This window comes from Streptomyces sp. NPDC047130, assembly GCF_040643475.1.
Taxonomy (GTDB): domain Bacteria; phylum Actinomycetota; class Actinomycetes; order Streptomycetales; family Streptomycetaceae; genus Streptomyces.
In genome coordinates, this window is the sequence record NZ_JBEYUK010000034.1 from 22,238 (window position 1) to 42,208 (window position 19,971).

The 19,971-nt window shown below is 74.7% G+C and carries 15 protein-coding genes and 1 pseudogene; 7 read left to right on the plus strand and 9 right to left on the minus strand.

Going from position 1 to position 19,971, the window contains the following annotated elements; translation table 11 throughout:
- Positions 1-9 precede the first annotated feature (9 nt).
- The gene (locus ABZ836_RS27830) at positions 10-1,002 is read right to left on the minus strand and encodes a helix-turn-helix domain-containing protein (RefSeq protein ID WP_361146647.1); all 993 of its coding nucleotides are present in this window, start codon (positions 1,000-1,002) and stop codon (positions 10-12) included.
- Between the two features lie 52 nt (positions 1,003-1,054).
- Between ABZ836_RS27830 and ABZ836_RS27835 the strand changes: the two genes are divergently transcribed.
- Positions 1,055-1,450 carry a cupin domain-containing protein gene (locus tag ABZ836_RS27835; RefSeq protein ID WP_361146650.1) on the plus strand — a complete coding sequence of 132 codons (396 nt, stop codon included), beginning with the start codon at positions 1,055-1,057 and terminating at the stop codon, positions 1,448-1,450.
- 56 nt (positions 1,451-1,506) lie between these two features.
- Here ABZ836_RS27835 and ABZ836_RS27840 read toward each other — a convergent pair whose 3' ends face one another.
- Positions 1,507-2,055: a hypothetical protein gene (locus ABZ836_RS27840; RefSeq protein WP_361146652.1), complete on the minus strand. Its 549-nt coding sequence runs from the start codon at positions 2,053-2,055 to the stop codon at positions 1,507-1,509.
- A complete protein-coding gene (locus ABZ836_RS27845) occupies positions 2,052-3,821 on the minus strand; it encodes a PHP domain-containing protein (protein WP_361146655.1) in 1,770 nt (589 codons plus the stop codon). The genes ABZ836_RS27840 and ABZ836_RS27845 overlap by 4 nt, the downstream gene beginning before the upstream one ends.
- A 299-nt stretch (positions 3,822-4,120) precedes the next feature.
- On the opposite strand from ABZ836_RS27845, the gene ABZ836_RS27850 reads away from it, so the two are divergent.
- Together ABZ836_RS27850 and ABZ836_RS27855 are read left to right on the plus strand one after the other, a co-directional pair.
- Complete coding sequence (locus tag ABZ836_RS27850; protein WP_356133416.1) at positions 4,121-4,897, plus strand: GNAT family N-acyltransferase; 777 nt, start codon at positions 4,121-4,123, stop codon at positions 4,895-4,897.
- Positions 4,894-5,649 (plus strand): annotated as a pseudogene (locus tag ABZ836_RS27855) (lysophospholipid acyltransferase family protein); the annotation flags it as partial. The gene ABZ836_RS27850 and the pseudogene ABZ836_RS27855, both read left to right, overlap by 4 nt.
- A gap of 1,007 nt (positions 5,650-6,656) precedes the next feature.
- On the opposite strand, the gene ABZ836_RS27860 reads toward ABZ836_RS27855, so the two are convergent.
- From ABZ836_RS27860 to ABZ836_RS27880, 5 genes are all read right to left on the minus strand, one after another.
- A complete protein-coding gene (locus ABZ836_RS27860) occupies positions 6,657-7,844 on the minus strand; it encodes an MFS transporter (RefSeq protein ID WP_361146658.1) in 1,188 nt (395 codons plus the stop codon).
- Positions 7,845-7,976: 132 nt separating this feature from the next.
- A complete protein-coding gene (locus tag ABZ836_RS27865) occupies positions 7,977-8,573 on the minus strand; it encodes a helix-turn-helix domain-containing protein (RefSeq protein ID WP_356133411.1) in 597 nt (198 codons plus the stop codon).
- A 125-nt stretch (positions 8,574-8,698) separates the two neighbouring features.
- A complete protein-coding gene (locus tag ABZ836_RS27870; RefSeq protein ID WP_356133407.1) occupies positions 8,699-9,463 on the minus strand; it encodes a maleylpyruvate isomerase family mycothiol-dependent enzyme in 765 nt (254 codons plus the stop codon).
- Between the two features lie 189 nt (positions 9,464-9,652).
- Entirely contained in the window at positions 9,653-11,227 is a 1,575-nt protein-coding gene (locus ABZ836_RS27875) for an MDR family MFS transporter (protein WP_361146707.1), read from the minus strand.
- A 38-nt stretch (positions 11,228-11,265) separates the two neighbouring features.
- Positions 11,266-12,036: a helix-turn-helix domain-containing protein gene (locus tag ABZ836_RS27880; protein ID WP_361146662.1), complete on the minus strand. Its 771-nt coding sequence runs from the start codon at positions 12,034-12,036 to the stop codon at positions 11,266-11,268.
- Positions 12,037-12,155: 119 nt separating this feature from the next.
- Here ABZ836_RS27880 and ABZ836_RS27885 point away from each other — a divergent pair, with 119 nt between their 5' ends.
- Both ABZ836_RS27885 and ABZ836_RS27890 read left to right on the plus strand, forming a co-directional pair.
- Complete coding sequence (locus tag ABZ836_RS27885; protein WP_361146665.1) at positions 12,156-14,351, plus strand: AAA family ATPase; 2,196 nt, start codon at positions 12,156-12,158, stop codon at positions 14,349-14,351.
- Positions 14,352-14,488: 137 nt separating this feature from the next.
- Complete coding sequence (locus ABZ836_RS27890) at positions 14,489-15,937, plus strand: NAD(P)/FAD-dependent oxidoreductase (RefSeq protein ID WP_361146667.1); 1,449 nt, start codon at positions 14,489-14,491, stop codon at positions 15,935-15,937.
- 78 nt (positions 15,938-16,015) lie between these two features.
- On the opposite strand, the gene ABZ836_RS27895 is transcribed toward ABZ836_RS27890, so the two are convergent.
- Positions 16,016-16,783, minus strand: coding sequence for an IclR family transcriptional regulator (locus ABZ836_RS27895; protein ID WP_356133399.1), 768 nt, complete (start codon positions 16,781-16,783; stop codon positions 16,016-16,018).
- Between the two features lie 138 nt (positions 16,784-16,921).
- Between ABZ836_RS27895 and hutH the strand changes: the two genes are divergently transcribed.
- Together hutH and hutI are read left to right on the plus strand one after the other, a co-directional pair.
- Positions 16,922-18,457: a histidine ammonia-lyase gene (gene hutH / locus ABZ836_RS27900; protein ID WP_361146670.1), complete on the plus strand. Its 1,536-nt coding sequence runs from the start codon at positions 16,922-16,924 to the stop codon at positions 18,455-18,457.
- 198 nt (positions 18,458-18,655) lie between these two features.
- Entirely contained in the window at positions 18,656-19,861 is a 1,206-nt protein-coding gene (gene hutI / locus ABZ836_RS27905; RefSeq protein WP_361146673.1) for an imidazolonepropionase, read from the plus strand.
- The last annotated feature ends 110 nt before the right edge of the window (positions 19,862-19,971 follow it).

Here is a 19,971-nt window from a genome sequence, read left to right on the forward strand (position 1 = left end):
TGTCGGCCGTCAGTGCGTCGCCGGGCCGAACCGGCGCCTGTACGCGGACGGCGTGATGCCGGTCTCGCGGCGCATCAGGGTGCGCAGGTGGGCGGCGGTGCCGAGCCCGCTGCGTCGGGCGACCACCTCGAAGCGGGACTCGCCGCGCTCGATCAGCCGGCACGCCAGGGCGAGGCGTTCCCCCGTCAGCCAGGCCAGCGGCGTGGTGCCCAGTTGTGCCTGGAAGCGGCGGTGCAGCGTGGCCGGACTGACCGCCGCACGCGCCGCGAGGCCGGACACGGTGAGGGGTGAGTCGAGGCGTTCCTGGGCCCAGGCCAGGACGGGTGCCAGGGACTCGTCCGGCACGTCGGGCATGGGACGCTCCACGAACTGCCGCTGCCCGCCGTCGCGGTGGGCCGCGAAGACCAGGCGCCGGCTCACGGCGTTGGCGATCTCCGCGCCGTGGTCGCGGCGGACGACGTGCAGGCCGAGATCGAGCGCCGCCGCACTGCCTGCCGCGGTGAGGATGTCGCCGTCGTCCACGAAGAGCACGTCCGTCTCGAGCTGGACGGAGGGGAAGCGGGTGCGGAAGGAGTCCGCCCACTGCCAGTGCGCGGTGGCCCGGCGTCCGTCGAGGACACCCGCCTCGGCCAGGGTGAAGGCGCCGCTGCAGAAGCCGAGCAGGCGCGCGCCCCGGGCGTGTGCCCGGCGGACGGCGTCGAGCACGGCGGGCCGGCGGGGTACCTCGGTGTCCGGGCGGTTGGGGACGATCAGGGTGTCCGCCGCGTCGGCCGCCTCCAGGCCGGCGACTCCCGTGAGCGTGAAGAACCCGTCGCGCATCAGGGTGCGGGGCTCGGGCGAGCAGAGCCCGAAGTCGTAGAGGTCGCGGCCGAGCTCCGGTCGGCGCAGGCCGAAGACCTCGGTGGCGCAGCCGAGTTCGAAGGGGTTGGAGTTCTCGTCGACGATCACGACGACCCGGTGCGCGCCCGCAGCGCGAGCCCCGTGCGAGGATTCTTTCGACATGTGCGATTTCTAGCACTCACGGCGGTCGGCCGGAAGGGCCGAGGGTGGGCGCATGAACAGCGAACCCATCTCCCTCGGCAAGGCTCTGGCCTCCTTCGACGCCTTGTGGAGCCCTCGTATCGTCACGCGCGTCAACGACTACGACGTCCGCGTCGCCAAGGTCGAGGGCGAACACGTCTGGCACGCGCACGACGACACCGACGAGTTCTTCCTCGTACTCGACGGCGAGCTGCGCATCGCCCTGCGCGAGCCGGACGGGGAGCGGACGGTCGTGCTCCCGCGGGGGGCGGTCTTCACCGTCCCCCGCGGCACGGAGCACAGGCCGTTCGCTCCGTCCGGCGCCGCGATCCTCATGTTCGAGCCCACCGGGACACCGAGCGTGGGCGATCGCCACGACGAGATCCCGGACCACGTCGACGCGACGACCGGACACGCGCTCGGCACCTGACCCGGCCGGGGCGGGAACGCCCCGGCCGGGCCTCGGGTGGTGCCGGCGCTCCGGGGTCAGTGGTCGGAGCAGCAGGCGGTCTGGTGGCGCACCTCGAAGGGGATCAGGGCGTCCGCGCCCCGCTGGACGAGCAGGACGCACCGTCCGTCGCGCCACACGGGGCGGGCGAAGCCGGTCAGGTCGAGGCCGGTGTCCGGGGTGACGACCGTGCCGGCGAGTCCCTCGACGGCGTCGAGGCAGCTCGCGGCGACCGCCTCGGCGGGGGTGGTGCGGCGTTCGACGGGGGTGCGTCCCGGGTAGCGGGCCAGCCGGCCGGCGGTCCGGTGCCGTGCCTCCTCGACGGCGGTGCCGGAGTCGCCGACGGCGGCGTCGGGGAGCGCGGCCCGCAGCCGGGCGGCGACCTCGCCGGGTTCCGGCCCGTCCGACCAGCTCACCACGGCCACGAACCGGCCGACCGGTTCCCGCACCGTGTGCGTGCTGACGACGTGGTCCTCGCCCGGGAACAGACCCGCCAGCGCCTCGTCGAGGTCGTGGACCAGGTGCTCGGCCGCGCCGAGGCTGCCGGCCGCCCGGTCCACGGCCACCGCTCTGCGTGCCGTACTCACCGGACCGGGAGCACCCAGATCGGGTTCGTGTAGAACCACAGGTCCAGCCAGGGGTCGGCGTCGCCGACCACGTCGATCGCCGGGCCGGCCGGGTCGATCCGGGGGCCGAGGTAGCCGGGCTGCTGCCGGTTGCCGTCGGTGCCGCGCAGCCGCACGTAGAACGCCTCCTCCAGTACGCCCAGGTCGTGGCGGAGGGTGAAGGTGCCGGTGCGGCCGGAGGTGTCCGTCTGGACGACGACCCGGGTGTCCGGGGCGGTCAGCTTGTCGTGGTCGGAGTCGGCGTGGGCCGGGTCCACGGCGCCGCGGATCAGGTCGACCCGGTTGAGCCGGGGCAGGAACATGCCCCAGTTGGGCACGTCCTGAGCGGTGACGGTGACGACCAGTTCGAGCCGGCTGCCGCGCTTCGCGGTCAGGGTGCCGCCGAGGGTCTCCTCGCCGCGGCCGCGGCCCGAGGCCACCAGCCGGACGTCGAGGTTCTTCACCAGGTTGCCGTGGTCGACCCAGATCCGGCCCTCGCGGATGCCCCGCATCACCGCCGTGTAGCCTCGGGCGGACGCGCCGACGTGGGTGCGGCTGTACATGCCGGGCCAGAAGTCACCGAGTTCGAGGTTGACCTGGCCGGCGTAGACGGGGTCGCCGTAGCGGCCGTCGCGGTCGAAGCGGGCCGAGTCCGAGCCGTTGGGACGGCGGGAGGTGTCGCCCCAGTTGCGGTGCGAGTCGGAGTTGGCGGAGATTGACCACGCCTTGCCCTCGGCCAGCAGCGAGTCCCACAGGCCGCCCACGGTGGCCGTGTAGAAGTCGAAGCCGCCCCACGAGCGGTAGCTCTCCGGCGGGTAGCCGGGGAACGAGCTGGGTCCGGCGGAGTTGCCGTAGCCGCCCCGCGCGTCGCCGGGACCGTAGCCGGCGCGGATGCCCGCGGCCTGGTGGCCGGGCGCGCCCTCCCAGCCCACCGCGATCCGCGGGTCGGCGTCGCGCCAGGCCCGCACCTCGTGGGGGCTGTCGATGCCGTTGCGCGCCGGGTGGTTGGCGAGGAACAGGGCGTCCTCGACGCGGCGCCGGTCCTTCTGCCGCCCCAGCCACTGGATGCCGGCGACGGCCAGCGCCTCGTTCTGCGGGGTGTTGTCGCGGGCGTTCCTGACGCTGCCGTCGTAGTCGTTCTCGAACTGCTTGAGGACCTCGACCTCGTTCTTCCCCGGCGCGACGAAGACGGTGCCGTGCTCGGCGGCGGGGATGTTCCACTCCAGGCCCTGGAAGATCAGGGTGTCCTTCAGTTCGGCACGCGCCGCCCGGATGTCCGGGTTCACGAGGTCCACGCCGAGGCGGGCGTGGGTGGCGCCGCCGTGGTCGGTGATGACCAGCCAGTCGAGGCCGTAGGCGGCGGCGTGCCGCGCCTGGTCCATGACGGTGTACTGGCCGTCGGAGGAGTACTGGGTGTGGATGTGGTGGTCGCCGGCCAGCCAGTGCCGGACGCCCCTGCCTCCGTGGCCGTGGCCGTCCTGGCCACGACCTCGGCCGGCCTCGTCGGCCATGGCGGGGGTGACTCCCAGCATCCCGGAGAACCCGACGGTGACGGCGCCGGTGACGCCGGCGGCCCTCAGCAGCCGGCGGCGGGAGAGTTCACGCGGCGTCAGGTCCTTGTCGGAGGCGGAGGCGTCCGCGGCGGCCCGGGTCACCGGGTCGACCTCGTGCGCGTGGGGGTGGGTGTGGCTGTGGGAGTGCGGGTGGGAGTGCGGGTGGGAGTGGGTGTGCCCGTGGTGGTCCGACACGTCGGCCCTTTCTCGTGGTGAACGAGGTGGAAGGGAGGTCTGGTGGGCGCAGCGAATCCCGGTGCTCCTGCCGGGAAGGGGCGCCGGGGTGGCGGACGTCTGACCATCGGGTGAAGCCGAGGAGCCGGAACCGGCCACCGGCGGGCCGGCCGGGGCGCGTGTTCCGCGCCTTAAGGAACTCCACACCCGAGCACCCCACTCCGGTCATGCACCGGTCAGGCCCGGTCGGCAGAACAAGGACTGACGGCGGCCCGCCCGGCCCGCCGCTCCGTGTTCCTCCGGCCCTCAGGAGAACCCCGATGACCGTCGTCCTGGCCGACCCTTCCCGGCCCGAGCTCTCCGGCGTTCCGCCCCGCTACGCCGTCGCCCTCGCCCGTACGGAGGCGGAGGTGCGCGCCGCCCAGCGGCTGCGCCACGAGGTGTTCGCCGGCGAGATGGGCGCCGTGCTGTCCACCCCTCTGCCGGGGCACGACGTCGACGCCTTCGACGAGTACTGCGACCACCTTCTCGTCCGCGAGACCACCACCGGCCAGGTCGTCGGCACCTACCGGCTGCTGCCCCCGGAACGCGCCGCGGCCGCCGGACGGCTGTACGCGGAGACGGAGTTCGACCTGCGCGCCCTGGCGCCGCTGCGCTCCGGGATGGTCGAGGTCGGCCGGTCCTGCGTCCACCCGGACCACCGGGACGGGGCGGTCATCGCTCTCGTCTGGGCCGGCATCGCCCGCTACATGACCGAGCGCGGTCACGAGTGGCTGGCCGGCTGCTGTTCCCTCCCCCTGGCCGACGGCGGCGGGTCGGCCTCGGCGGCGTGGGAGCGGGTCCGTGCCGGGCACCTCTCCCCCGAGGAGTACCGCGTCACCCCGCTGCGCGCCTGGCAGCCGCAGGAGCCGCCCTCCGGGCGGGCCCCGCTGCCCGCGCTGCTCCGCGGTTACCTCCGGCTGGGCGCCCAGGTGTGCGGCGCGCCCGCCCACGACCCGGAGTTCGGCGTCGCCGACCTGTACGTCCTGCTGCGGATGAGCGACATCGACCAGCGCTACCTGCGCCACTTCCTCTCCCTGACGCCCGCCGCCGGATGAACCCCTGGGACCCGACGGCGCCGTGCGCCGTGCCGTCCTGCGTGGAGGCGTTCCCGCGGGTGGGGCGGGCGCGCGCCGCGGCCCGTGCCGGAGCACTGCTCGCGCTGCTCCTGGCCGGGCTGGCGGCCTGCCCGTTCACCCGGCTGCTCCCCCGCCGGGCGGTCCGGCTGTGGTGCCGGGGCGTCGTCCGGGCGGCGGGGGCACGCGTCAGGGTGTCCGGCGCCGCACCGGGGCGCGGTGGGCTGCTGCTGGTCGCGAACCACGTCTCGTGGCTGGACGTCGCGCTGCTCGCCTCGGTCCGCCCCGCGCGGATGCTCGCCAAGGCCGAGATCCGGCGGTGGCCGGTGGCGGGGCGGCTGGCCGCGTTCGGGGCCGTCTTCATCGACCGGCAGCGGCTGCGGGCCCTGCCCGGCACCGTCGCCGGGCTGGCGGAACTCCTGCGCGGGGGCGCCGCGGTGGCGGTCTTCCCCGAGGGCAGCAGCTGGTGCGGCCGGGCCCAGGGACGCTTCCGGCCCGCCGTCTTCCAGGCGGCCCTGGACGCGGGCGTGCCCGTCCAGCCGGTCCGTCTCCGTTACCGCTTCTCCGACGGCACGCCGGCCACCGCCGCCGCGTTCGTGGGCGACGACACCCTCCTGGCCTCGGTGTGGCGCGTGATGAGCGTGCGGGGGCTGGTGGCCGAGGTGGACGTCCGGCCCGTGCTCGGCGCCGGGAGCCACCCGGACCGCCGCGCCCTGGCCCGTGCCGCGCAGCCGTACGCCGCCGATCCGCTGCACGGTCCGGCGGGGGGGGAGGCCACCCTGAGGTGCGGCGCGCGGGCGCGCGGGACCGCAGCGTACCCGTTCCCGGCGCGTCCTCGCCGGCCTCGCCCGCGCCCGTGTCGGCGTGAGGGCGGCGGAGCGGCCGACCACGAGCCGCCCGTACCCGTGCATTCGCCGGGGCCACCGGCATACGATGCCCCGACCTGGCCGAGCGGAAGGGCTTCCATGGCGGAACTTCCCGGCGCACGCGCGGAGTTGGAGCGGCTCGCCGACGACCTGCGGGAGCGGATCGGGGAGTTGGCCGAACGGCTGACCCCCGGCGCCGACCTCGGCATGCTCTTCCCCCGCGAGCCGTCGGTCGTCGACCGGCACGAGCCCCCGGGCTTCCGGTACACCGTCATGGCCCGCGGACGCCGACCCGGCGGGCTCGGCGCCCCGGCACTCGTCGCCCACGCGGCGGACCTCCTCGGCCGCCTGGACTGGGACGTCACGGACAGGGAGGGGGACGCGGAGGACGCGAAGGCCGGGACGGACGCGGAGGCCGGGACGGACGGGAGAGCCGCCCTCAGCGGCGGCACCGGCCACCGGCACGTCCTCACCGCCCGCCACCCGGACGGCAGCGTCATCGAGGTGCGGGTGGACGCCGGCGGCCCGACCGTGCTGTACATCGGGCGGACACCCGTCGTGGCCCTGTACGAGCCGGAGGAGTTCCGGTGGCCGGAGCCGGTGCGGACGCCCGGCACCGTCACGCCCGGCCACCTGCTCTGCTACGAGTGCGACGGCCTGGGCGCCTGCGCCTGCTGCGGGGGCCGCGGGTGGCTGCCCGACGAGCCGCACGGGCGCAGCCGCTGCCCCGAGTGCGCGACCCGGCGCGTCTGCCCGATCTGCCGCGGCGCGGGCCAGCTTCCCGTGTCCCTGCTGTCGCCGTACCAGCGGACGATGTACCCCGAGCTGGACGGGTGACCGTCCTGCCGCGTGTCCGTGCCGGACGACGTCGACGCTCACGCGCGTTCCGCCTGTTCGGCGGCGCCTGAGGCCGGGATCACGGCGGGGGCGGAGCGGCGGGCCAGGTCGGGCAGGACGGTGGCCAGGCCGGCCAGGGCCATGATCGCGCCGAGCCAGAGCGGGGCGCGAAGACCCCAGGCGTCGATCACGAGGGCGCCGAGGGAGGAGCCCAGGATAATGCCGAGGGTGATGAAGGAGGAGTGGACGGTGTTGACCAGCGGGCCGGCGTTCCCTGTGCGCTGGACGCGGGTCGCCATCGCCGGGTTCATGGTGACGCCGACCAGGCCGATGCCCATCATGCAGAGCACGGCCGGTGCGGGCAGGTCGGCGAGCAGCGCGAAGCCGGCCAGGAACACGGCGTTGAGGACGAGGCCGACGGCGAGCACGGGGACGGTGTGGCGGTCGGCGAAGCGGCCGACGACGTTGTTGCCGACGACGGTGGCGGCGCCGTAGGCGATCAGCAGGAGCGGGACGGTGCCGGTGGAGAAGCCGGTGAGTTCGGTGAGGATCGGGTTGAAGTAGCTGAAGGCGGAGAAGGTGGCGCCGATGATGAGCGTGCTGGTGGACAGTGCCGACCAGAGTCCGGGCCGCTTGAAGACGCCGATCTCCTGACGGATGCCGCCGCCGCTGTCGGCGCGCTCGACGCGGGGCACGCCGAACCAGGTGGCCGCGGCGGCGACCACGGTGATGAGTCCGATGGTCCAGAACGCCGCGCGCCAGCCGAAGCGTTCGCCTACCAGGGTGGAGATGGGCAGTCCGAGCAGGGTGCCCAGCATCAGGCCGTTCATGGCGACGGCGATCGCCCGGCCGCGGATCTCCGGGCGGGTGATCCGGACGCACAGCGAGATGGCCACGCCGAAGAACGCCTGGGCGGCGATGCCGGTGACGATCCGCGCGGCCAGCATCGTGGAGTAGCCGGTCGCCGTGGCGGCCAGCACGTTGCCCGCCAGGAAGACGACGAACAGCGTCAACAGGGCCGTCCGGGGAGGGAACTTCATGAGCGCCATGGTGAGGAACGGCCCGCCCACCGCCATGGCCACCGCGAACGCGGTGATGAGGTATCCGATCTGCGGGATGGTGACGTTCAGACCGTCGGCCATCTGCGGCATCAGTCCGGCGACCACGAACTCGCTGGTCACCATGGCGAAGATGCCGAGGGCCAGGACGTATACGGCACGGGGCAAGGCGGTGTCTCCTTACGGGACCGACGCCACCGGCGTGGGGGGCGGGTGACGTGGGGATGACGAGTTATGGATTACTCAGTCCAAAACACGGACACGCACAGGTGCCGCCCAGAGGGCGCTTGGCTCAGCGGGTCAGCGGGTCAGCGCGTCGAGGGTGACCTCGGCGATCGACTCGAGCGCGGCCCGGTCGGCACCGCCCTGGCTGGAGATGCGCATGCCGCCGATCGCCGCGTTGACGAAGCGGGCCAGCGCTCCGGCGTCCCGCTGGGAGGTGATGCTGCCGTCCCGGCGGCCCTCCTCGATCACCGCGCGCAGCACCGCGAGCCTGCGGGCCGTGTCGCGCTCCAGCAGTCGCGCCGCCCGGCTGTCGTGGGCGGCCAGTTCGACGGTGGTGTTCACGGTCAGGCAGCCCAGGCTGCGGCCGCCGGCCCGGTGCTCGGTCTCACCGTCGACCACCATCGCGAACAGGTCGCGGATGCGGTCGGCGGCACGGCGCCGAGGGTCTTCCAGGACGGCCAGCTGAGCGGTGGTCATGGTGTCGATGTAGTGGGCCAGCGCCCGCTCGAACAGGTCGCGCTTGCTCGTGAAGGTGTTGTAGATGCTGCTGCGCCCCAGCCCGGTGGCTTCGCACAGGTCCTGCGTGGAAGTGGCCTCGTAGCCCTTCTCCCAGAACGTGCGCATCGCCGCGTCCAGGGCCCGTTGCTCGTCGAACATCCGCGGTCGGGCCATGGCGCCAGCCTAGCCGTTTTGGATCGACCGTTGCAATACAGGGAACTCTCCCTGCGCGAGGACCGACAGCCGTCATGCGGTTCACCGAAGGGCACGGGTGAGGAGCCGCCCCGCTCGGGGCGGCCTCAGCCCCAGTCCTGCAGTTGCTGGAGCAGGTCGGCGTCGCCCTCGATCCGCAGCGAGCCGGCCGGGATGCGCATGTACATGAGCAGAGCCATCTCGCTCGCCGTGCCGTGGACGGCGGCGGTGGGCTTGCTCCCGGCGGCCTCCGCCGGGGTGAGGCGGGTGAAGCGGGAACCGGCGGCGTCCACTGTCTGGCGCCAGGAGCCGGCCGAGGCCGCGTGGTAGTCCATGGTGGCGGGCTCGCCCGGCCACGGGACCGTGCCGGTGCAGACGGTGGCGAGGAACTCCTCGATGGCGTCGACCGCCTCGGTCGTCGGCAGCTCCTGAGGGGCACCGGAGGCCAGTTGGGCGTCATAGGTGTGGATCAGCGATTCCGCGACGCGGCGGCGGGCCACGGCGGCCCCTGTGTGCGGCGAGGCCAGCGGCTCCCACCAGGCCCAGCAGCCCCGGTCCGGGCCGGCCTCGCGCAGGGCGGTGAGCAGTCGCTCCGTCGAGTCGGCCAGCCAGGTTATGAGGGCCTCGCGCTCCCTGGGCGCCGCCAGGCCGTCCTTGCTCGGCCGCTCGTCGCCCGGCACGGTGTGCAGCACGATGTAGGCCCAGAAGCGGTCTCCCTCGCTGAGGTGGTTCGCCAGGTCGTACAGCGTCCAGCCCGGGCAGGACGGGACGTCGGCGTCGAGGCTCGGGGCCGCGGCGACAGCCGCGCGGAACGCGGCGGAACGCTCGTCGATCCGCCGCAGCAGGGTGGGGAAGTGCAGATGATCAGTCACGCGGTCCTTGTACCACCCGGGCCGGGACTCCCGCACGCGATTGCGACCGATCGGCACCCGCAGCGGGACTCGCGCGCACCTGCCGTGCCGGACGCGTCGGCCACGGGCCCGGAACCGCAAGCCGTCCGCGCGGAACGCGGTGGGGCGCCCGCGGGTGGCGGGCGGCCCCAGGCCGGGAGGGGTGGGGGGTCAGCCGACGAGGGTCTTGCCGGTGTCCGGGGTGGTGGGGCCGTCGCCGGCCTCCTCGGCGAGGCGCTCCAGGCCGCTGGTGGTCTTCAGCGGCTTCTCCTTCACGAACAGCACCGCGATCAGCGCGAGGAACGCGAACGGGGTGGCGATCAGGAACAGGTCGGCGGTGGCGACCCCGTAGGCGTGCTCCACGATGTCCCGCATGGGTGCGGGCAGGGTGCTGAGGTCCGGGACGCTGTGGCCGCCGCCGCCCGAGGCCTCCGTGGTCCCCGCGGGGACGCCGGCCTCCTGCAGGCCCTTGGTCATCTCGTCGGCGACCCGGTTGGCGAGGATCGCGCCGAGGACGGAGGTGCCGATGGTGCCGCCCATGCTGCGGAAGAAGGAGAGCACCGAGGTCGCGGCGCCCAGTTCGGCGGCCGGGACGTCGTTCTGCGCGGCGAGCACCAGGTTCTGCATCAGCATGCCGACGCCGATGCCGAGGACGGCCATGTAGAGGCTGAGCAGGCCGAAGTGGGTGCCGGCGTCGATGAGGGAGAGCAGGGCGAGGCCGGCGGTCATGATCACCGCGCCCGCCACCAGGTAGCCCTTCCACTTGCCGGTGCGGCTGATCAGCTGTCCGGCGACGGTGGACGACACCAGCAGGCCCAGGATCATCGGCAGGCTCATCAGGCCCGCGACGGTGGGCGACTTGCCGAGGGAGACCTGGAAGTACTGCGAGAGGAAGACGGTGCCGCCGAACATCGCGACGCCGACGAGGAGGCTGGCGACGGTGGTGAGGGTGACCGTGCGGTTGCGGAAGATGTCGAGGGGGATGACCGGCTCGGCGGCGCGGGCCTCGACCAGGACCGCCAGGACCAGCAGCAGGACGCCTCCGGCGACGAGCGCGGCGGTCTGCCAGGACGCCCAGTCGAACTGGTTGCCGGCGAGCGAGACCCAGATGAGGAGCGCGCAGACGCCGGCGACGATGAGGAACGCGCCGAGCCAGTCGATCTTCGCCTCGCGCTTGACGGTGGGCAGCTTCAGCGTGCGCTGCAGCAGCAGGATCGCGATGAGGGCGAAGGGCACGCCGATGAAGAAGCACCAGCGCCAGCCGAGCCATTCGGTGTCGACGAGCACACCGCCGATGAGCGGTCCGGCCACCGTGCCGACGGCGAAGACCGCGCCGAAGATGCCGGAGTACTTGCCCAGGTCCCGGGGCGGGATGACGGCGGCCATGACGACCTGGGCGAGTGCGGTCAGACCGCCCGCGCCGATGCCCTGCACGACCCGGCTGAAGATCAGCAGGGTGGTGTCCTGGGAGAAGCCCGCCAGGAGGGAGCCGACCACGAACATCAGCAGGGAGAGCTGGAGCAGCAGCTTCTTGTTGAACAGGTCGGACAGCTTGCCCCACAGGGGCACCGTCGCGGTCATGGCGAGGAGCTCGGCGGTGACGACCCAGGTGTAGGACGACTGGCTGGCGCCGAGGTCGGTGATGATCGTGGGCAGCGCGTTGGACACGACGGTGCCCGCGAGGATGGCGACGAACATGCCGGCCATCAGGCCGTACATGGTCTGGAGTATCTGCCGGGAGGTCATGGGGGCGGGGGGCGCGTCAGCGGGCGCCTGTGATGCGGTCACGACATCTCTTTCGAACGGTGGCTGTGGTGTGTGGTCGGTGGTCCGGGCGGGGCCGGCAGGCCGGCGGCCAGGAGCGCGAAGGTCTCCCGGAACACGTCGCGGACGGCGCGCTCGTCCGGGCGCGCGCACCAGTGCTCGACGCTGATCCGCAGGGCGGTGACGGCCACCGCGGCCAGCAGCCTCGGGTAGAGGTCCAGTTCCTTGCGCCGGTCCTCGTCGGAGGCGGCCGGGGCCGTGGCCTCCGTCGGGGCCGTGGCCTCCGTCGGGGACGCGGCTTCCGGCGGGGCCGGGGGTTCCGGTGCGGTGTCCGGGCGGATCCGCGCGGCGATGGCCTCGGCCAGTTCCGTCTCGTCCGCCGCGTGCGCGCCGAGGAGGCGTACCAGCAGGTGGGGGGTGGCGCGGAGCACCTCGGCGTGCAGTCGCCACAGGTCGTGGTGGTGCTCGGCCTCGGCCAGTTCCGCCGCCAGGGCGCCCTGGAGCGCTTCGAGGGGGGTGAGGGCGGGCGGCGCGTCGAGCAGCGCGCGGCGTATCCGGGCGCCGGCCTCGGCGTCGGTGAGGACGAACACGTCGTCGCGCGTGTCGAAGTAGTTGAAGAACGTCCGCACCGACACACCGGCGGCCGCGCTGATCGCCTCGACGGTCACCTTCTCGGCCCCGTGTTCGGCGGCCAGGCGGATCGCGGCCTCGGTGAGGGCGGCGCGTGTCGCCCTCTTCTTGCGTTCCCGCAGTCCGCCGCCCGCGGTGCTCTTCTCCGACATAAGTTGCATGGTATGCAAACATGCATGCCGTGCAAAATTCGGACCACCGGGTCGGGAACGGTCGCGCACGGGCCGGGCTTACGGCCGGTGGCCTGAGCGGGGTGGTGGTGGGCGGATAGGGTCGCCGGATGAGCAGCGATGCGGGGAGTCTGGCGGAACGGCTGAGGTGGGCGCGGGAGCGCGCCTTCGTGGGGCGTCGGCGGGAACTCGCCCTGTTCCGCGACGCGTTGGCGGGGGCGGCGGGTGCTCCCGCGGTGCTCCATGTGCACGGGCCCGGCGGGGTGGGGAAGTCGACGCTGCTGCGCCGGTTCGCCGACGAGAGCCGTGACGCCGGGCGGCCGGTGGTGGAGGTGAACGGGCGGCTGATCGATCCCTCGCCCGCCGGGTTCCGCGCGGAGGCCGGGGCCGTCGCCGCCGCGTCCGACGCCGTCCTGCTCATCGACGCGTTCGAGCACTGCCAGGGCCTGGAGGGCTGGCTGCGCGACCACTTCCTGCCCGGGCTGCCCGGGCGGACGCTGGTGGTGCTCGCCGGACGGGAGGGGCCCAGCCCCGCCTGGCGGGCCGACCTGGCCTGGAGCGAGGCGCTGGCGGTGGTGCCGCTGGCCGACCTGGAGCCGGCGGAGGCGGAGCGGCTACTGGAGCTGCGCGGGGTGGCGCCCGCGGCGCGGGAGCGGGTGCTCGGCTTCGCCGGCGGCCACCCGCTCGCCCTGAGCCTGGCCTCCGGCGTCGCCGCGCCCGGCCCGGCGGCGAGCGCAAGCGGCGCCGGGCCGGGCGGGAACCCGGGCGCGGACGACGGCGGGAACAAGGGCGGGAACCCGGGCGCGGACGACGGCGGGAACAAGGGCGGGAACCCGGGCGCGGACGACGGAGGGTACGAGGGCGGGAACGAGGGCTGGGCGCCGACTCCCGACGTGCTGACCGCGCTGCTGTCCCGGATGGTCGGCGAGGTGCCCGGAGCCGATCACCGGCTCGCCCTGGAGGTCGCGGCGCACGCCATGACCACCACCGAGGGCCTGCTGCGGGCGGTGGTCGGGCCCCAGCGGGGCGCCGAGATGTTCACCTGGCTGCGCCGCCTGCCGGTCGCCGACTGGGCCCGGCAGGGCGTGTTCCTGCACGACCTCGTCAGCGACGCCGTCGACGCGGACCTGCGCTGGCGCGATCCCGAGGGGTACGAGGAGATGCACCGGCGCGTCGGCCACCACCTGCTGGAGCAGGCGCGCACCGCCGCCCCGGCCGAGGCGCTGGTGGCGATCCGCGAGCTCAGCTACCTCAAGCGGTACGGGCCGATGGGCCGGTACTTCCGGATGAGCCGGGAGGGCGACCACCACGAGGACGTCCTGCGGCCCGGGGACCACGACGCGGTGCGCCGGATGATCGCCGAGACCGAGGGTCCGGAGTCCGCCGCGGTGGTGGAGTTCTGGCTGGAGCGGCAGCCGGAGGCGTTCTGGATGTACCGGGACTCCGCGACGGGCGAGCCGGTCGCCTTCATGACCTGGCTGCGGCTCGGCGAGCCGCAGCCCGACGAGCTCGCCGCGGACCCGGTGCTGGCCCAGGCGTGGCAGCACACCCTGCGCACCGGCCCGCTGCGGCCGGGCGAGCACCTGCTGCTGGCCCGGTTCCTGATCCACCCGCCGGCCTACTACGAGATATCGCCGGTGCTGCACCTGATGCAGCTCCGCATCTGCGCCGACTGGATCCGCTCCGGTGCCCTGGCCTGGTCGTTCATCATCAGCCCGGTCCCGGACCTGTGGGAGGCGCTGATGGAGCACCTGGGCCACGAGCGGGCCACCGCCCTGCCCTGGCCCAACGGGCACACCTACACGCTCTTCGCCTGCGACTGGCGGGTCACTCCCCTGTCGATCTGGTTCGACCGCACCCAGCCGGGCGCGCTGACCGAGCCGCCCTCCCGCCCGTCGGCCGACGCGGCGCCCGCCCCGCTGGCCCGCGCCGACTTCGACGCGGCGGTCCGCGCCGCCCTGCGGGACTGGCACCGCCCGGACGTCCTGGCCGCCGGCGCGCTGCGCACCGCCCGGATGGTCACCGGCCAGCCCGGGTACGCCGCCGAGCACACCGGGGAGATGCTGCGGGAGCTGCTGAGCGACGCCGTGGACGCCCTGCGCGCCGATCCGCGGGACGCCAAGCTGCACCGCGTGCTGGCCACCGCGTACTTCCACCGGGTGCCCAGCCACATGGTCGCCGCCGAGCGGCTGAGCCTGCCGTACAGCACCTACCGCAGGCACCTGCGGCGCGGCTGCGACAAGGTCTGCGACATCCTCTGGCAGCGGGAGACGGCCGGCGTCCCGATCCCCGCGCCGGGCGCCTGAGGCGGAGCCGGGCCGGAACCGGGCAGGAACTGAGCACCGAACGGCCGACGGTGAGCGGGGAATGGACTGCCGGCCGAGCGGCGATCACGGCGAACGTGGCCCCACGACGAACCGATGTTCTCTCGAGGAGGCTTCCGATGCAGCGACGACCGGACGGACCGGACGCGGACGTGATCGTGATCGGCGCGGGACCCGTCGGCCTGGCGGCCGCGATGTCACTGGCCGGGCAGGGGCTGCGGGTCACCGTGCTGGAACGCGACGGACACGACCTGGGCCCGGGCCCGGATGTCGCGGAGCGCGCCTGGGGTGACTGGCGCCGCCCCGGCGTGTCCCAGTTCCGGCAGCCGCACATCCTGCTGCCCGCCGGGACCGCGCTGCTGCGCGGACGGCTGCCCGAGGTGGCCGACGCGCTGGAGGCCGCGGGACCGCTGCGGCTCAACATCGCCGCCGCGGCACGGGAGTTGCCCGGCATGGACGGCCCCCGGCCCGGTGACGAGCGCTACGACACCCTCACCGCGCGCCGTCCGGTCCTGGACGCCGCCTTCGCCGCGGCCGCCGCGGCCGCGCCCGGGGTGGGCGTGCGGCGGGGCGTGGAGGTGACGGGTCTGCTCACCGGCCCCGCCGGGCCGGAGGGGCGCCCCCGGGTGACCGGTGTGGTCACCCAGGACGGCGAGGAGCTGCGCGCCGCGCTGGTGGTGGACGCCGGCGGCCGGAACTCCCCGGTGCCCACGCTGCTCGCCCGGCTCGGCGGACCGCCCCCGGCCAGTGAGCGGGCCGAGGCGGGCTTCGTCTACTACGCCCGCACCTACCGCGCCGCGGACGGGGCCCCCGCCGGGCCCGTCTGGCCGCTCGTCCACCACGAGGGCCTGTCGAGCATCGTGATCCCCGCCGACCACGACACGTGGTCCGTGGTCCTGGTCGTCTCCGGCCGCGACCACGCCCTCAAGGCCCTGCGCGAGCCCGCGGCCTGGGAGCGGGCCGCGAGGATGCTGCCCGAGCTGGACGGCCGGACCGGCCGGGAGCCGATCACGGCGCCGCAGGCCATGGCGGGCCTGCACAGCCGCATCCAGCGCACGGTGGTCGACGGACGGCCGGTGGTGACCGGACTGGTGGCGGTCGGGGACGCCTGGGCGGCCACCGACCCGCAGTTCGGGCTCGGCCTGTCGATGGGGCTGACCCACGCGGTCGCGCTCGGCTACACGGTCGCCAAGACGGGGCTGTCCGACCCCCTCGACCTGGCCCTGCGCTTCGACGAGGTCACCGCACGGACCCTCGCCCCGGTGTACGGGCGGCTGCGCGAGTGGGACCGGCACCGGATCGCCGAGATCGACGCCGTGGTCGCCGGCCGCCCCTACGAGACGGACGACGAGGCCTGGCACCTCACCAACGCCCTGGACGGCGTGAAGCTGAGGGACCCGGACGTGCTGCGGGCGATGACCGAGGTCGCGTGCATGCTGGACAGCCCGGAGAACGCCTTCGCCGCGCCCGGCCTGGTCGAGCGGGCCCTCGCCCTGAACGGCGGCCCCGCCTGGACCTGGCCCGGCCCGGCCCGCGCCGAGGTGCTGGCCGCGATCGAGGCCCGGTAGGGGCGAGCTGGAGGCCTACCGGGCGGGGCCCTTTTTCCGGCGCGGGGCGTCCGCCCCATCCGGCCGTGGTGAGGCCGGTCAGGGCGGGGTGACGCCGCCCACCCGGCGTGTCAGTTCCCGTGCCGTCTGGGTCACGTGGTCGGCGATCCGGTGCCGTTCGGAGGCGTCGGCGGCGTCGCCGGGGAAGGTGACGGACACGCCGGCGATCGGGTGGGCGTGGTGGTCCAGCACGGGCGCGGCGACGGAGGACAGGCCGGGGGTGACCTCGCTCTCCTCCGTCGCGTATCCGCGGCGGCGGGCCTGGACGAGCAGGCCGCGCAGGGCCGTCAGCGAGGACGGGCCGACCCCGTGCCTCAGCACGAAGGCCGACCGGTCGGGGAAGATCGCCCGCACCTGGGCGGCGGGGAGCAGCGCCAGCACCGCCCGGCCGCTGGCGGTCAGGTGGGCCGGCAGCCGGACCCCGACCTCGCTGACCAGCGGCGCCCGGCCCGGGGCGCGCTCCTCGATGACGTAGATGACCTCCCGGCCGTGCAGCACGGCGAGGTTCGCGTTGTGCCCGGTGCGGTCGACGAGCGCGGCCAGCGGCGCCCGCGCCAGGCGCTGGAGGGGCGCCTGCCGCTGGTAGCCGGAGGCGAGTTCGAAGGCGCTGACGCCGAGGCCGTAGCGGCGTTCCTCCGGGAGGTGGACCACGAAGCCGCCCGCCACGAGGGTGTCGAGCAGGTGGTAGGTCGTGGAGCGCGGCAGGCCCACGTCGCGGCTGATGGCGGCGGCGGGGACCGGCGCCGCCTGCCGCGCCAGGTAGCGCAGCACGGCGAGCACCTGTGCGGCGGCCGGGACGATACCCATGGGGCGAGAGTAGACCAGCGGCGGCGCGGTCCCGGTGTCCGGGATCCCAGACGTTTCACCGGGAAAGATCTGGGATCCCAGACACCGGTGCCGCCGCACCCCTCGAAACCCGTCCGGACCTGCGGCTTCGATGGGCCCATGACTGTTGTTGTCGGTGTCGGCGCGCTCTCTGCCGACGAAGTTGTGTCCGTTGCCCGTCTCGGCGCCCCGGTGGCCCTCGCCCCCGAGGCGCTGGAGGAGATCGCCCGCAGCCGGGAAGTGGTCCGGGCCCTCGCCGACGACGCCAAACCCCATTACGGCGTCTCCACCGGGTTCGGCGCGTTGGCGACCCGTCACATCCCCGTGGAGCTGCGCGCCCAGCTCCAGCGCAGCCTGGTGCGCTCGCACGCCGCCGGTTCCGGCCCCGAGGTGGAGCGGGAGGTCGTCCGCGCGTTGATGCTGCTGCGGCTGTCGACCCTCGCCACGGGCCGTACGGGTGTCAGGACGCGGACCGCGCAGGCGTACGCGGAGCTGCTCAACGCGGGCATCACGCCCGTCGTCCACGAGTACGGGTCGCTCGGCTGCTCGGGCGACCTCGCCCCGCTGGCGCACTGCGCGCTCGCCGTGATGGGCGAGGGCGAGGTCCGCACCGCCGACGGCGTGCGCAAGCCGGCCGCGGAGGCGCTCGCCGAGGCGGGCATCACCCCCGTCGTCCTGGAGGAGAAGGAGGGCCTGGCCCTCATCAACGGTACCGACGGCATGCTCGGCATGCTGCTCCTCGCCGCCCACGACCTGCGCCGCCTGCTGCGCACGGCCGACATCGCCGCCGCGATGAGCGTCGAGGGCCAGCTGGGCACCGACGCCGTGTTCGCCGCCGACCTGCAGGCGCTGCGCCCGCACCCCGGCCAGGCGGACAGTGCGGGGAACCTCCGCTCGCTGCTCGCCGGGTCGGCGATCGTGGCGAGCCACGCGGGCCCGGAGTGCGTCTACGTCCAGGACGCCTACTCGCTGCGCTGCACCCCGCAGGTCCACGGCACGGCCCGGGACACCCTGGCGCACGCGGAGCTGGTGGCCTCCCGTGAGCTGGCGAGCGCCGTCGACAACCCGGTCGTCACCCCCGACGGCCGGGTGGAGAGCAACGGCAACTTCCACGGCGCGCCGGTCGCCGCCGTGCTCGACTTCCTGGCCATCTCGGTCGCCGACGTCGCCTCCATCTCCGAACGGCGTACGGACCGGTTCCTCGACCCCGCCCGCAACCGCGGTCTGAACGCGTTCCTCGCCGACGATCCGGGCGTGGACTCCGGGCACATGATCGCGCAGTACACGCAGGCCGCGATCGTCTCCGAGCTGAAGCGGCTCGCGGCGCCCGCCTCCGTCGACTCGATCCCGTCCAGCGCCATGCAGGAGGACCACGTGTCGATGGGCTGGTCGGCCGCGCGCAAGCTGCGCCGCGCCCTCGACGGGCTCGGCCGCGTGCTCGCCATCGAGATCGTGACCGCTGCCCGCGCCCTGGACCTGCGGGAACCGCTGGTGCCGGCACCGGCCACGGCGGCGGTGCGGGACGCGCTGCGCGAGACGGTGGCCGGCCCCGGCACGGACCGGTGGCTCGCCCCCGAGATCGAGGAGACCGTCCAGTACGTCGCCTCGGGCCGCGCCGTGGCCGCCGCGGAGTCCGCCACCGGCCCGCTGCTCTGACCTGTTCCCCCGCCCGCCCCGGCCGCCGCTCGGCCTCCCGCCCCTCGGGCCGGGCTTCGGGCCGGGCTTCGGGCCGGATAGCGGGCCCGGAGGCACCGCTGTGACGCGCCGGGGCGCACCTCCCGCTGCGGCGGAGGGGCGCGCGCCCGGCCCTCGCGGCGGACGGCCCGCGCCGACCCCCCTCTCCAGGAGTACCGCATGGATCCGCACCACCGGACGAGCACGCTGATCACCGGCATCGGCTCGCTCGTCACCAACGACCCCGCCCTCGGGAAGGGCCCGCTCGGGCTGCTCACCGACGCCGCACTGCTTGTCGAGGGCTCCGACGTCGCCTGGGCCGGCCCCGCCGCCGGCGCCCCGGCGGCCGACGAACGGGTGGACGTCGGCGGACGGGCCGTCATCCCCGGCTTCGTCGACTCGCACTCCCACCTCGTCTTCGCCGGGGACCGCACGGACGAGTTCCACGCCCGCATGTCGGGGCGCCCCTACACCGCGGGCGGCATCCGGACCACCGTCGACGCCACCCGCGCCGCCGACGACGACCAGCTGCGCGCGGTGGTCTCCCGTCATGTGCGGGAGGCGGTCCAGCAGGGCACCACCACGCTGGAGATCAAGTCCGGCTACGGGCTGACCGTGGCGGACGAGGCGCGCGCCGTGTCGATCGCCGCCGCCCACACCGACGAGGTCACCTACCTCGGCGCCCATCTGGTCCCCCCGGAGTACGCCGACGACCCGGCCGGCTACGTCGACCTGGTCACCGGCCCGATGCTGGACGCGTGCGCGCCGCACGCCCGCTGGGCGGACGTCTTCTGCGAGCGGGGCGCCTTCGACGGCGACCAGGCGCGGGCGGTCCTGACCGCGGCGGCGGCCCGCGGCCTCGTGCCGCGGGTGCACGCCAACCAGCTCTCCCACGGGCCGGGCGTCCAGCTCGCCGTCGAGCTGGGGGCGGCCTCGGCCGACCACTGCACCTTCCTCACCGACGCCGACGTCGACGCCCTCGCGCAGGGCGGGACCGTCGCGACCCTGCTGCCGGGTTCGGACTTCTCCACCCGCTCGCCCTACCCCGACGCCCGCAGGCTCCTCGACGCGGGCGCCACGGTGGCCCTCTCCCCCAACTGCAACCCCGGTTCCTCCTACACCAGTTCGATGGCCTTCTGCATCGCGCTGGCCGTGCGGGAGATGCGCATGACGCCCGACGAGGCCCTGTGGGCGGCGACGGCGGGCGGCGCCCGCGCACTGCGCCGTACCGATGTCGGCCGGCTGTCCCCCGGGGCGCGGGCCGACCTGGTGGTCCTGGAGGCGCCCTCCCCCGTGCACCTGGCGTACCGTCCGGGGGTGCCGCTGGTCTCCGCCGTCCGCCGCGCCGGCCGCCCGTGCGCGGGGGCGGCGTCCCCCGCCGTCTGAGTGCCGCGGCCGCCAGGCCGCGGCACTCGTCGCTCGCACGGCCTGGCGGCCTGTCCGGGGGGGGGGGCGGGCAGTGCGAGCCCGCGGGCGGGGTCACGCCAGGGCGGTGG

Bases quoted from the DNA above. Each gene is read 5' to 3' on its own strand.
- ABZ836_RS27830 (WP_361146647.1), bottom strand. From the start codon at position 1,002: ATGTCGAAAGAATCCTCGCACGGGGCTCGCGCTGCGGGCGCGCACCGG.
- ABZ836_RS27835 (WP_361146650.1), top strand. From the start codon at position 1,055: ATGAACAGCGAACCCATCTCCCTCGGCAAGGCTCTGGCCTCCTTCGAC.
- ABZ836_RS27850 (WP_356133416.1), top strand. From the start codon at position 4,121: ATGACCGTCGTCCTGGCCGACCCTTCCCGGCCCGAGCTCTCCGGCGTT.
- ABZ836_RS27865 (WP_356133411.1), bottom strand. From the start codon at position 8,573: ATGGCCCGACCGCGGATGTTCGACGAGCAACGGGCCCTGGACGCGGCG.
- ABZ836_RS27875 (WP_361146707.1), bottom strand. From the start codon at position 11,227: ATGACCTCCCGGCAGATACTCCAGACCATGTACGGCCTGATGGCCGGC.
- ABZ836_RS27880 (WP_361146662.1), bottom strand. From the start codon at position 12,036: ATGCAACTTATGTCGGAGAAGAGCACCGCGGGCGGCGGACTGCGGGAA.
- ABZ836_RS27885 (WP_361146665.1), top strand. From the start codon at position 12,156: ATGAGCAGCGATGCGGGGAGTCTGGCGGAACGGCTGAGGTGGGCGCGG.
- ABZ836_RS27890 (WP_361146667.1), top strand. From the start codon at position 14,489: ATGCAGCGACGACCGGACGGACCGGACGCGGACGTGATCGTGATCGGC.
- ABZ836_RS27895 (WP_356133399.1), bottom strand. From the start codon at position 16,783: ATGGGTATCGTCCCGGCCGCCGCACAGGTGCTCGCCGTGCTGCGCTAC.
- hutH (WP_361146670.1), top strand. From the start codon at position 16,922: ATGACTGTTGTTGTCGGTGTCGGCGCGCTCTCTGCCGACGAAGTTGTG.
- hutI (WP_361146673.1), top strand. From the start codon at position 18,656: ATGGATCCGCACCACCGGACGAGCACGCTGATCACCGGCATCGGCTCG.